This is a genomic window from Sphingobium indicum BiD32, from assembly GCF_000382885.1.
GTDB lineage: Bacteria > Pseudomonadota > Alphaproteobacteria > Sphingomonadales > Sphingomonadaceae > Sphingobium > Sphingobium japonicum_C.
Genome location: NZ_CAVK010000261.1, coordinates 1 through 11302, shown reverse-complemented (window position 1 = coordinate 11302; position 11302 = coordinate 1). Strand labels below are relative to the sequence as shown.

Sequence of the window (11302 nt, the reverse complement as noted above, 5' to 3'; positions counted from 1 at the left end):
AAATCGTCACCACGCCCTAGAAATATTCCGTCAAACTTGGCTCACAGGACGGCGCAAAATTGTGAATCGGTGGTCGTTACGGCATGAAAATGCTGCGCCCCATTTTCGCAGCAAAGCTAGTAAAATCCCCGGAAATGGCCGCCTCCCTGAAGGAGGCGGCCGGCGACCCGGAAGGCTCGTGCCTTCAGAGATATTTTAGCCACCATATGTCCTTGCGCCGCTGTTTCAGCTGCGCGAACCAGCGGGTGGGGAAGTAGAGCGGCAGGATCAACAGCGCGACCCAGATCCACACGGTGGACAGATTGTCGACGCCAAACACCGTCCCTTTGGTCGGCCCGTAGAGGACGAGCGCAACATTGTAGATCAGCTTCAGCATATAGAGATGCAGGATATAGTAGAACATCGGCGCCCCGCCCAGCAGCGCCAGATGCGGCATCAGCTTGCTGCTCTCATAACGCTCGAACAAGGCGAGCAGCAGGCAGCCTGTGCCCACGGTCGGCATCAGGAACAGCAGCGATGGCGGATATTTGGTCAGCGCCAGAAAGCTCATCACCGTGCGCAGCGGCGTTTCGGCCACGAACCATGGCTTGTCGCCGTAAAAATTGAGATAGCGGATCGCGACGAAACCCAGGACCAGTCCCAGCCCCAGCGTGACGAGGCGGCGGATGCGCCGCTGCGGATCGCTCCCCTTGGCAAACCACGGTCCGCAGGCATAGCCCAGCAGGATCACGCCGATCCACGGCAATATGGGGTAGGTCGTCTTGATCACTGTCCCGCCAAATTCGATCACTGACCGCTGGTGCAGGATTGCCCAGGCGACATAGCCCGGCTCGTCTGCGGTCAGTTTTATGGGATCGAGCAGATTGTGCAGGCACACGATCGCCAGCCCCACCGCAAACTGCGCCTTGCGCGGCAGATGCAACAAGGCCGCCAGCGCGACCATCGAAATGCCGATCGCCCAGATCACCTGAAACCACACTGCGGTTGGCGGAAAGGCAGGGGCCTGTGTAGGCCAGGCAAGCCCGACGACGGTGATCTCCAGAAAAATCAGGAACAGCCCGCGTTTCAGCAGAAATTCCGAAACCTGCCCCTTGCTGTGCGACTGGCCATAGAGCCAGGCCGACAGCCCGGTCAGCGCCACGAAGGTCGGCGCGCAGAAGGTGGACAGCAGCCGGGTGAAGAACAGCCCCGGATCGGTCGTGTTGGCGTCGACCGGATCGGTCACTTGCAGATACAGGAAAAATGTTTCCCGCACATGATCGACCAGCATGAACAGCATGACCAGGCCGCGCAACGCATCGATCGCGATCAATCGTGTGCGTGCCTTCGCTGCGGCAATCGGCGACGCTGCGCCGCTACTGTAGGCGGTGGGGGGCGCGTGGCCCGCAATGCTGCTCATACTCTGTCCCTCTATCCTCTGCTTCACGCGCCCTTGGGCTGGAAGAGATCCTTGTAGAAACCGGTGGTTTTTACCGTCACGGTCACGGGCGTGTCGCCCTTGTTGCGCCAGTACCAGCCATGGGTGCCAGCAAAGGGCGCGGTGAAATTGCCCTGCGCGCTGGTCTGTTCGCGCTCTTCCCAGTAGCTGGTGAATTCGCCCTCGGCCGCATTCGGCTTCTCGCCATGCATATCGACCTTCACCGGACCGCCGGTGGTGGTCCAGTTGAACACGAAACTGTCGCCAGCCTGCATATGCGCCTTCACCTCCTGCCCGCTATGCGGTTCCAGGGTGATGGTCATTTCGTCCTGCCGCAACGTGCCGGTGCGCGCGATGCTGGCTCCGGTCGGCAATGCCTGAGCGGTCGCGACCGGCGCAGCCGCTGCTTCTGGCGCATCGGGCTTTGCCGCAACCATGCCCGTCAGCCCCAGCGCGCCGCCGGCCCCGGTGGGATCAATCCCATATTCGGCGGGCAGAACGAACAAGGTCAGGATCGCCACGGCGGCAATCGCCGCGCCGCCGGTGGCCTTGGCTAGCGTCGCGGGCGACGGGGTGATGCGGGTGGGAAGCGTGGAAGTGGTCATGTCATGCCCCTTGCGTGAAATAGCCAGCCAGCTGGAAGCCGACCAGGACGAAGCCTGCCGTCATCAGCGCGGCATTGGCGAAGATGGCGGAGCGCTGGAAATTGCCGCTCATGCGCCACAGGTTCATCAGCAGCAGGATGATCGCCAGCGCCATGAACTGGCCCAGCTCGACCCCGACGTTGAAGCTGATGAGATTATATATCATTCCGTCTTTGGCCAGTGTCAACTCCTGCAATTTCGTCGCCAGACCAAAGCCGTGGAAGAAACCGAAGATCAGCACCGCCGCCTTGGGATTGGGCGATATGCCAAACCAACTGCGGAACCCGTCCAGATTGTCGACCGCCTTATAGACCACCGACAGGCCGATGATCGCGTCGATCAGATAGGGGTTGGCACGAATGTCGAGCATCACGCCCAGCAGCAACGTCGTGCTGTGGCCAATGGCGAACAGTGTCACATAGGCGCCGACATCCTTCATCCGGTAGAGGAAGAAGATGACGCCCGCCAGAAACAGCAGATGGTCATATCCGGTGACCATATGCTTGGCCCCCAGATACATATACGGAATGATGTTGACGCCCGAAGCGCCTTCGATGAAGGCTTTGTCATTCTCGTCGACGCCATGGGCCAGCGCCGCTTGACTGAGCAGCGCGAAAATCAGCGCCACCAGCAGCAGCGCGATCCGCCGCGCGCCTGGAGAGAAGGTCGGGGGGTGGATCGCGCTGCGCATCGTCCGGCTCCTTATTTCGCCTTGAAGGTGGCGAAGATCTTGGCGCCGCTCTTGTCGACCAGCGCGACGACCAGCTTGGCCCCCTTCACCGTCTTGAAGCCCGGCGCGGACAATTTGTTGCCGCCTGCGGGCTTCAAGGCCGCCTCGCTCTTGGCACCGGCGGCGGTCTGGGTCAGCTTGGCGGTGAAGCCCGCTGCGGTCAGTGGCTCATCCTCTTCGCTCAGATAGACATCGACGCCCTTGGGACTGGCGACCAGTTCCATCATTGTCTCGCCCGACATCTGGACCAGCCCGCCATGCTGCGGCTTCATGCTGCCATGGGCGTGCAGCATCGCGGGCGCTGCCATCAGGGAGAGGGCGGCGATGCCGGTGCGGAAAAATGCGCTATTCATGGGATCAAACTCCTTGGCAATTCAGTTCATTCGGGCAGATGCGGCAGGACGAAAGACAGCGACGCGCGATGTTCGACATGGTCGACCTTCGCCTTGTCATCCGCCGGGCCGACATAGATGCCCATCAGGACATTCAGCCCCTGATTGCGCAGGGTAATCGTTGCGGTGCCGTCCGCGCCGGTCTTGACCGCCGCCTCGTCGGGATCATTGACATAATCGGTCATGATGGTTGCGCCCGCGATCGGCTTGCCCTGATAGAGGGCGCGAACCTTCATCGGCTGCCCCATCTTCTGCGGAATGGCGATGTCCACGGGTACGATCTGGAGCGTATGTCCCGCTATCATCGGCAGCGGCTTGGTCGGCATCTGCGTCAAATGGACGGCATATTTCCAATTATGCTCGGCCAGCGCGGCCGTGGGCACCTCATCACGGCCCTTATTATGCCATTCGCCATCGGGCGTCCGGCTCCACAGGCCATAATCCATCGCCGCCGCGACGATCGCGACCGGCTCGTCGCTATCGACTACAGGGATTGCGCCTGCCGCGCGCAGCGACGTCGTCACCGGCGCGCCATCGGCATCATAGCCAGCGACGGACTTGATCATCGGCAGTCGCTTGACCGCATCCAGATCATCCGCGCCAACGCCATAGACCAGCGCAGTCTGGCGCGCGCGCTGGGCGAACCAGATGCCATGAGCGCTGGCTGGGACGGTGAAGGCGATCAGGGTGGCGCCAGTAACGGCAGCAGTCATTAAATGAGCGAAACGCATAGGGAAGTTCCTCGACTAAGGGGGCCAATTCCTGGGTCGAGGCTATGATCACTGCACGAACGAAAATTCCGAATACGTCATATAGGCGACGCGAAAATGTCAAAAAGAGAGGGCCGGAGGAGCGATCTGCTTCTCCGGCCCTTTTGTCGCCCCTTCAGCGTAAAATGTCAGGCGTCGGCAAATTCCACCGCATTGACGATATGCGCCTGGGTATATTCCAGCAGCCCCGCTTCGCCCAGCTCTGCGCCCAGCCCGGACTGTTTCACACCCCGGAACGGGATATTGGCGTCGATCGCCAGATGCTGGTTGACCCACACGGTGCCGCTGTCGATCTTCATCGCGACCGCCGTAGCGCGGGCAATATCCTTGCCCCACACGGTGCCACCCAGCCCATAATCACTGTCATTGGCGCGGGCGATGACATCATCGATATCGTCATATTTCAGCACCGGCAGCACCGGGCCGAACTGCTCTTCACGCACCAGCGGCGCATCATCGTCCAGATCGCGCACGATCGTGGGCGCAATGAAATAGCCCGCCCGGTCGAGCGGCGCGCCACCGGTCATCACCGTGCCGCGCGTGCGCGCATCCTCGATCAGCGCATTGACCTTGTCGAACTGCATCTTGTTCTGCACCGGGCCGATCGTCGTTCCCTGCTTGGCCCCGTCATCGACGATCGCCTCATTGGCCAGCTTGGCCAGCTCATCGCAAAATTCGTCATACATCGGGGTGGGCACATAGGCGCGCTTGATGGCGACGCAAATCTGCCCGGCATTGGTCATTGCCCCCTGATAGACCTTCTTCGCCGCCTGCTTGGCATCGACATCGTCCATCACGATCGCTGCGTCATTGCCGCCCAGCTCCAGCGTCACCCGCTTCACCGTGCCGGCTGACGATGCCATCACCTTCTTGCCGGTCGCGGTCGATCCGGTGAAGGCGACCTTGGCAATGTCGGGATGGCCCGTGATCAACGCGCCCAGCTCATTCTGGTCACACAGGATGTTGAACACGCCCGGCGGCAGGATCGCCTGCGCCAGTTCGCCGAATAACAAAGTGGTCAGCGGCGTCGTCGGCGCGGGCTTGGCGATCATCGTGTTGCCGGTGACCAGTGCCGGACCCAGCTTGTTCATCAGCAGGATCAGCGGGAAATTCCATGGCGTGATCGACGCCACCACGCCCAGCGGGGTGCGATGCTCGATGACGCGATTGCCGCCTTCATCCTTCAATATCTTGGGTTCGATCCGCATCGCGGCAAAACCGCGCAGTGTGAACACGCTGCCCATAATCTCATAGGCGGCCTGATCCAGCGGCTTGCCCTGCTCAGCGGTCAGCAGGCTGGCAAATTCTCCGATGCGCGCCTCCAGCGCGTCCGCGAGCTTGTTGACCAGCGCGGCCCGTTCATCGGCCGACAGCGCCGACCAAGCAGGCAGCGCACGCTTGGCGGCCGCCACGGCGCGCTCCAGCAGCGCCTCGTCGGCCTTGGGCGCGGATGCAAAGGCGGCGCCCGTCGCCGGGTTCACCACATCGAACGTGCTGACGCCCGGTACAAGTTCGCCGTCGATCAAAAGGCGGTATTCATGATCCATTGTCGCTCTCCTTGACTGCTGGTCCTGATTCGGAACGGCTTTGGCTATCGCTTTGTGCGACGCGAGCCTGTAGCATGTATTTGTGCGCCTGTGATACAATTTTGGCAAGGAGATAAAGGCAGCGATGAAACAGGGGGCGGATCTTCGCGGGCTGATCGGTTATCAGGTCCAGCGTGCACATCTGGTGATCGACACGGACGCGCGCGCCGCGATGGCGGCGCATGACCTGTCGCCCGCCAAGCTGACGGCGCTCATCCTGATCCGGGACAATCCGGGCTGCGACCAGACCGCCCTGGGCCGGGCGCTCAGCATCAATCGGTCCAGCGCCATGAAGCTAGTCAACATTCTGGCAGAGCGCGGCCTGGTCGAACGGCGGCCCGGCCGTGATTTGCGCACTAACGCCCTGTGGCTGACGCCCGATGGCGAAGCGCAGGTGCCGGTCATGGTGGATGCGCTGCGTACATCGGACGCCAGAATGACGGCGCGACTGAGTGCGGAGGAAGTCCGCACGTTGAATGGCCTGCTCCGCAAACTCGGCCCGGCGACACGCGCTGCCAGCGCGGACTAAAGGACGGGCATACGTAAAAGCGGTTGCGTAAATTGTATCACAGGCGCACAATGTCCGCATGATAGAGCGGCTGATTCGACCCGCTCCCATGACCTGATTTCTGGGGAGAGATACGCTTGACCGACATGATCGACCTCGACCGGCCTGCATCGCCAACGGCCGCGCCGTCGCTCGACCGGTTACTGCGGCCCGGTTCCGTCGCGATCGTTGGCGCGTCGGACAAGCCTGGCGCGCTGGGCGCATCGGTGCTGGCCAATCTCGTGCGGCAGGGTTTTGCCGGGGCCATCCATCTGGTCAATCCCAGGCGCGCCGACATTGGCGGCCGCCCCTGCGTCGCCTCGGTCGATGACCTGCCCGAAGGCGTCGATGTTGCCGTCCTCGCCATCCCTCGCGTGGGCGTACTGGATACGATGCGCGGTCTGGCCCGTCGCAAGGTCGGCGCCGCGGTGATCTTTTCGGCTGGCTTTGCCGAAGATGGCCCGCAGGGTCTGGCCGACCAGCAGGAAATCGCCCGCATCGCCCGCGACGCCGGGATGGTGGTCGAAGGACCCAACTGCCTGGGCCTCGTCAATTTCCGCGACAATGTTTCGCTGACCTTCATCGAAATGCCGGAGGCAAAGGCGCAGGGCGACCGGCGCGTCGGCATCGTCTCGCAATCGGGCGCCATGGCTGCGGTGCTGGCAACGACGATGATCCATCGCGACGTGCCCTTGAGCTGCTACATCTCCACCGGCAATGAAGCGGCCAGCGGGATCGAGGATTATCTCACCCATCTGGTCGATGAACCCGAAACCGCCGTCATCGCCATGATTGCCGAGCATGTCCGCGATCCCGCCCGCTTCCTTGCCGCCGCCCGCGCCGCCCGCGCGGCAGGCAAGCAGGTCGTGCTGCTCCACCCCGGCCGCAGCGCGGCGGGCGCGGCCAGCGCGGCGACCCATACCGGCGCGATGGCTGGCGATCACGCGGTCATGGCCGTCCATGTCGAACGGGCGGGCGTCATCCTGGTCGACTCGCTCGAAGAACTGGGCGACGTCGCGGAAATGCTGACCCGCAATGCATCGATCGGCGCGGGCGGTACCGGCGTCATCGCCGAATCCGGCGCGTTCAAGGCGATGATGCTCGACCTGTCCGAAGCCGTGGCACTCGACCTGCCGACCCTGACCGACGCCGACAGCCCGGCACTGCGTGCAGCGCTGCCCGATTTCGTCCCGGTCACCAACCCGCTTGATGTCACCGCGCAGGGGCTGGTCGATCCCGGCCTCTATGGCCGTACCCTCGCCGCATTGGTCGATGATCCGCGTATCGCTACGATCCTGCTGACCCTGATCCAGACCGACACCGGCACTTCCCACATCAAATTCGCCGCCGTGCTGGACGCCCTCGCCAGCCTGCGCCCCGATAAGCCGATCATCGTCGGCGGCGTCGATGAAGGCGGCGCGGTGTTCGCCGACGACCTTGCCGCCCTGCGTCAGGCAGGCGTCACCTATCTGCCCACCGCCGAACGCGCCGTGCGGGCGCTGGCGCGGATCAGCGCGGCTGCCGCGCGTGATTTCACGACGGCCCCGCTGGACGCCGACCCGGTCGCCGACCTCGCGCAGGTCGGTCATTCAATCCCCGAATATCGGTCCAAGGCGATCATGGCCGACCATGGCATTGCCTTCCCCCGTTTCGCCATGGCGCACAGCGTGGACGAAGCCATCGCCGCTGCCGAGACGCTGGGCTATCCCGTTGTTCTGAAAGCTCAATCACCCGACTTGCCGCACAAGAGCGACGCGGGCGGCGTCATCATCAACCTCAAGAACCGCGAAGAACTGGCAGAGGGCTGGGACCGTCTTGCCGCCAATATCGCCGCCTCGCGCCCCGGCCTCGTGCTGGACGGCGTGCTGGTGGAAGGAATGGCGGACAAGGGTGTCGAACTCATTGTCGGCGCGCGCAACGATCCGCACTGGGGTGCGACCATATTGGTCGGCTTCGGTGGCGTCGCGGCAGAACTGCTGCACGACGTCTGCCTGCTCCCCGCCGACCTGCCGCGCGACGCCATCATCGCGCGCATCCGCACGCTGCGCATGGCCCCGCTGCTCGACGGCTTTCGTGGCGCGCCGGTCATGGACATCGGCGCGGTCGCCGACGTGGTCCAGCGCCTCGGCCGCATGGTCGCCGCCACCCCGGCCATCCGCGAGGTCGATCTCAATCCGGTGATCGTCTATCCGGAGGGGCAGGGCGCACTGGCGCTCGACGCTCTCATTTCCCTGTGAAAGAACTGGCTGTTCCCGCGCAGGCGGGAACCCAGTCCTGACCTCTGAACTGGACTCCCGCCTGCGCGGGAGCACAGCGCGGATTATGTCAGCGCGTAATAGCGCAGCACATTGCCGTCCGCCCGCCGCTCGCCTACGCCGATGAACACATGTTTGGTCAGCCAGTCATGCTTGCCCACCGGACATTCAAAGGTCGGATTGCCGCGCAGATAATAGTCCTGCTGTTCCACTGGCTGTCCTTCGCCAAAGGCCCAGTCACGCAGTTTCGCCATCGTGTCGGGCTTGCGACCCCAAAGGAAGCCGCGATTGTTGAGCAGGATCAGCGTGCCATCCTCCTCTTCCAGCATATAGCGCGCGTCCAACACCGCGACATCGTCGGGCCGGAAATAGGCATAGTCGCCGCCCGATCCCGGCACCGCCTTGCCCTTTAGCCTTGGCCCCTCGAACGTGCCGCAATCGACATAGACAGCGCTGCGACTGCCCCCCATCGGCGTGTTTACGATGGTCTGCATGCGCGGAAATTGCAGCCGTACCTCCATCACAAATTCCAGTCGCGGATTATCCAGCGTCGAAAACCTATCCATTATCCAAGCTCCAATGTGCCGCCATCTACAAACAAGTTTGCCGCCGTGATAAAACTCGCCTCGTCCGACGCCAGGAACAGCACCGCGCGCGCGACCTCCTCCGCCCGGCCCATCCGTTTCATCGGTACGGCATTGATCATGACCTCACGCATCGCTTCGACATCGGCCTCGCTCATCCCCGGATTGCGATGCAGCAGCGGCGTCTCGATCGGGCCGGGGCTGACCATGTTGACCCGGATACCCTCGCCTACCAACTCGCCAGCAATCACCTTCATCGCGGCATATAGTCCGCCCTTGGCTGCCGCATAGGCCGTGTTGCCTGGCACGAAGGCATGGCCACCAATCGAGCCGGTCGCGACGATCGACCCGCCCCGGCTCATCAGTTTCAGCGCCTTCTGGATTGTGAATATGCACCCGCGCAGATTGACGCCATCGACATGGTCCCAGTCATCCGGCGTCAGATCGCGGAAGGACGCGAAACCGCCGACGCCTGCATTGACGAACAAAGTGTCGATCCGCCCGTCCTGCGCGGCAATGTCGGCTATCACCGCGTCCATCGCATCCAGATCGGCAATGTCCGCGCGATAGCCTTTTGCGCCAGGAATCGCCGCCACCGCCGCGTCGATCGTCGCCTGATCGCGGCCCGTCAACCGCACGATCGCGCCTTCAGCGGCAAAGGCCTGCGCACTGGCAAGGCCAATCCCGCTATTGCCGCCGACGACCAATATTATCTTATCGCTGAACCGCATGTCTCGCTCCGTCAAAAGGGGGAATTGGGATTGGGGCTGTCGGTCGGCACGTCCTGCACCACGTCCCAATGTTCAGCGATCCGCCCGTTTTCGACACGGAAAATGTCGATCACTGCAAAGCCCGGATCGTCCGGCCACCGCCGCACATGATAATGGACAATGACATGATCATCCTCGACAAAGCAGCGCTTGATGTCATGCACCGCGTCCGGGGTCTGCCCACGCACCTGCCGCAAAAATGCTTTGAGCGGCTCCATCCCGGTGTCGACCCACTGGTTATGCTGGATATAATCGGGGGCCAGATAGCGGTCCACAGCGTCGGCATCCATGGGTTTGAGCACATGGTCGAACATCGCCATGACCAGCTTTAGATTGCGCTCTTCTTGCTCGGTGCGGGCCATATCATCCTCATTCCGTCTTTTTCGCTGGCGTTCGATCGCGCCTTGCCGTTACGATAACGATCGTTATTAATAAGGGCAAGCGGGCAGGGAAAAATTTGCTGCCTGCAAGATGGGAGAGGCCAATATGAACCGCGCCGATTACGAGCGTTATGCGCACGCCTTCAACAATCGCGACTATGACGCAGTGTTCGATTTCTATGCGCCGGGCGCGACGATCCAGTTCTTCGGGGTCGACCTTGGCACGCGCGATGCGTTCAAACGCTTCTACAGCTTCCTCCACGCCCATGTCGTCGAGACGCTGACGATCGAGCGCTTCGCCGCCAGCGATGAACTGGTCGCGCTGGAAGGGATCATCCGGGTCGAGGCGACCAGCGATCTGACCGCTGAGGCATTGCGCGAACAGGGGCTGGACCAGTTCGCCCCGATCAAGAAAGGCGAGGTGCAGGAGATGCGCCAATATATCCATTATCATGTCGCGAACGGCCGCTTCACCAGCGTCGGCTGCGCGATCATTCCCGCATGAGAGTTTGTCTCGAAATGCGCGAAAGAGCGCATTTCGGTTGCGGATGCGCCAGAGGCGCATTTCAAGACAGACTCCGAGCGCGTCTTTCCCCATGCCCGGCTTGACTTGAGGCCCGGCAGATGTCCTATCGGAAAGCCATGTCGAACAGCCCTGCGCCCAAAAGCCCGATCGCACCGCGCAAGTCGCTTCGGTCCCGTGCTGACGAAGTCAGCCAGTCCGATACGCTGCACCGCATCCTGCGGCTGGCCAATAAATTGATGGCGCCCTTCTCCACCTATCTGGAGCATCGCTACAAGATCAGCCTCAATGAATTTCGACTGCTGATGCTGATCGGCCGCTTCCCCAATTCCGCCAGCCACGAACTGGCGGAAATGACGGGGGTGAACCCGATGAGCGTCTCCCGCGCCGTTGCCGCCCTGCAAAAACATGGCCGCATCACGGTGGAACGCGACGCCAGCAACAAGCGGCGCAAAACGCTGGTTCTGACCGATGAGGGCCAGCGCCTCTATCGGTTGATGCGCCCCCAGACCGACAAGGTCGCCGACTATCTGGTGTCGGGGCTGGAAGCGGCGCAGGTCGATACGCTCAACCATTTCCTCGACACGCTGGTCGACACGCTCGAAGCCAGGGACGAAGCCGGCAACAGCCGCTTCCTCGAATCTACCCGCCCGGACGAAGCGGACGAGACGATGACACCATAATCCGTTCGTTTCGATCGAAGT

The 11302-nt window shown here is 62.4% G+C and carries 13 protein-coding genes; 4 read left to right on the top strand and 9 right to left on the bottom strand.

What is annotated here, in order from left to right:
* Positions 1-184 precede the first annotated feature (184 nt).
* The 6 genes from EBBID32_RS23100 to EBBID32_RS23075 all read right to left on the bottom strand — a co-directional run bounded on the left by EBBID32_RS23100 (position 185) and on the right by EBBID32_RS23075 (position 5500).
* A complete protein-coding gene (locus tag EBBID32_RS23100; protein WP_081628173.1) occupies positions 185-1399 on the bottom strand; it encodes a DUF1624 domain-containing protein in 1215 nt (404 codons plus the stop codon).
* 23 nt (positions 1400-1422) lie between these two features.
* Entirely contained in the window at positions 1423-2022 is a 600-nt protein-coding gene (locus EBBID32_RS23095) for a hypothetical protein (protein ID WP_006968118.1), read from the bottom strand.
* 1 nt (position 2023) lies between these two features.
* On the bottom strand, positions 2024-2752 hold the full coding sequence (locus tag EBBID32_RS23090) for a HupE/UreJ family protein (protein WP_006968117.1): 729 nt from the start codon (positions 2750-2752) through the stop codon (positions 2024-2026).
* A gap of 11 nt (positions 2753-2763) precedes the next feature.
* Positions 2764-3144: a hypothetical protein gene (locus EBBID32_RS23085; RefSeq protein ID WP_006968116.1), complete on the bottom strand. Its 381-nt coding sequence runs from the start codon at positions 3142-3144 to the stop codon at positions 2764-2766.
* A gap of 26 nt (positions 3145-3170) precedes the next feature.
* A complete protein-coding gene (locus EBBID32_RS23080) occupies positions 3171-3914 on the bottom strand; it encodes a DUF4198 domain-containing protein (protein WP_006968113.1) in 744 nt (247 codons plus the stop codon).
* Positions 3915-4081: 167 nt separating this feature from the next.
* Entirely contained in the window at positions 4082-5500 is a 1419-nt protein-coding gene (locus tag EBBID32_RS23075; protein ID WP_006968111.1) for an aldehyde dehydrogenase family protein, read from the bottom strand.
* Positions 5501-5624: 124 nt separating this feature from the next.
* Here EBBID32_RS23075 and EBBID32_RS23070 point away from each other — a divergent pair, with 124 nt between their 5' ends.
* Both EBBID32_RS23070 and EBBID32_RS23065 read left to right on the top strand, forming a co-directional pair.
* Complete coding sequence (locus EBBID32_RS23070; protein ID WP_006968110.1) at positions 5625-6068, top strand: MarR family winged helix-turn-helix transcriptional regulator; 444 nt, start codon at positions 5625-5627, stop codon at positions 6066-6068.
* 125 nt (positions 6069-6193) lie between these two features.
* On the top strand, positions 6194-8323 hold the full coding sequence (locus EBBID32_RS23065) for an acetate--CoA ligase family protein (RefSeq protein WP_196805722.1): 2130 nt from the start codon (positions 6194-6196) through the stop codon (positions 8321-8323).
* An 83-nt stretch (positions 8324-8406) separates the two neighbouring features.
* Here the strand turns inward: EBBID32_RS23065 and EBBID32_RS23060 are convergent, their stop codons facing one another.
* From EBBID32_RS23060 to EBBID32_RS23050, 3 genes are read right to left on the bottom strand one after another with little or no spacing between them, the layout of a single operon-like run.
* On the bottom strand, positions 8407-8907 hold the full coding sequence (locus tag EBBID32_RS23060; RefSeq protein ID WP_006968106.1) for a DUF3237 domain-containing protein: 501 nt from the start codon (positions 8905-8907) through the stop codon (positions 8407-8409).
* Positions 8907-9656 (bottom strand): SDR family oxidoreductase, encoded by a 750-nt coding sequence (locus EBBID32_RS23055; protein ID WP_006968105.1) that lies wholly within the window; start codon positions 9654-9656, stop codon positions 8907-8909. Before EBBID32_RS23055 ends, EBBID32_RS23060 begins: the two co-directional genes overlap by 1 nt.
* Positions 9657-9667: 11 nt before the next feature.
* On the bottom strand, positions 9668-10057 hold the full coding sequence (locus EBBID32_RS23050; protein ID WP_006968104.1) for a nuclear transport factor 2 family protein: 390 nt from the start codon (positions 10055-10057) through the stop codon (positions 9668-9670).
* 124 nt (positions 10058-10181) lie between these two features.
* Here EBBID32_RS23050 and EBBID32_RS23045 point away from each other — a divergent pair, with 124 nt between their 5' ends.
* On the top strand, positions 10182-10580 hold the full coding sequence (locus EBBID32_RS23045) for a nuclear transport factor 2 family protein (protein WP_006968103.1): 399 nt from the start codon (positions 10182-10184) through the stop codon (positions 10578-10580).
* Positions 10581-10699: 119 nt separating this feature from the next.
* A complete protein-coding gene (locus EBBID32_RS23040) occupies positions 10700-11281 on the top strand; it encodes a MarR family winged helix-turn-helix transcriptional regulator (RefSeq protein WP_006968099.1) in 582 nt (193 codons plus the stop codon).
* Positions 11282-11302 lie beyond the last annotated feature (21 nt).

Coding starts and splice junctions, on each gene's coding strand:
- EBBID32_RS23080 (WP_006968113.1), bottom strand. CDS start 3,914: ATGCGTTTCGCTCATTTAATGACTGCTGCCGTTACTGGCGCCACCCTG.
- EBBID32_RS23100 (WP_081628173.1), bottom strand. CDS start 1,399: ATGAGCAGCATTGCGGGCCACGCGCCCCCCACCGCCTACAGTAGCGGC.
- EBBID32_RS23085 (WP_006968116.1), bottom strand. CDS start 3,144: ATGAATAGCGCATTTTTCCGCACCGGCATCGCCGCCCTCTCCCTGATG.
- EBBID32_RS23065 (WP_196805722.1), top strand. CDS start 6,194: ATGATCGACCTCGACCGGCCTGCATCGCCAACGGCCGCGCCGTCGCTC.
- EBBID32_RS23045 (WP_006968103.1), top strand. CDS start 10,182: ATGAACCGCGCCGATTACGAGCGTTATGCGCACGCCTTCAACAATCGC.
- EBBID32_RS23040 (WP_006968099.1), top strand. CDS start 10,700: ATGTCCTATCGGAAAGCCATGTCGAACAGCCCTGCGCCCAAAAGCCCG.
- EBBID32_RS23095 (WP_006968118.1), bottom strand. CDS start 2,022: ATGACCACTTCCACGCTTCCCACCCGCATCACCCCGTCGCCCGCGACG.
- EBBID32_RS23070 (WP_006968110.1), top strand. CDS start 5,625: ATGAAACAGGGGGCGGATCTTCGCGGGCTGATCGGTTATCAGGTCCAG.
- EBBID32_RS23055 (WP_006968105.1), bottom strand. CDS start 9,656: ATGCGGTTCAGCGATAAGATAATATTGGTCGTCGGCGGCAATAGCGGG.
- EBBID32_RS23075 (WP_006968111.1), bottom strand. CDS start 5,500: ATGGATCATGAATACCGCCTTTTGATCGACGGCGAACTTGTACCGGGC.
- EBBID32_RS23090 (WP_006968117.1), bottom strand. CDS start 2,752: ATGCGCAGCGCGATCCACCCCCCGACCTTCTCTCCAGGCGCGCGGCGG.
- EBBID32_RS23060 (WP_006968106.1), bottom strand. CDS start 8,907: ATGGATAGGTTTTCGACGCTGGATAATCCGCGACTGGAATTTGTGATG.
- EBBID32_RS23050 (WP_006968104.1), bottom strand. CDS start 10,057: ATGGCCCGCACCGAGCAAGAAGAGCGCAATCTAAAGCTGGTCATGGCG.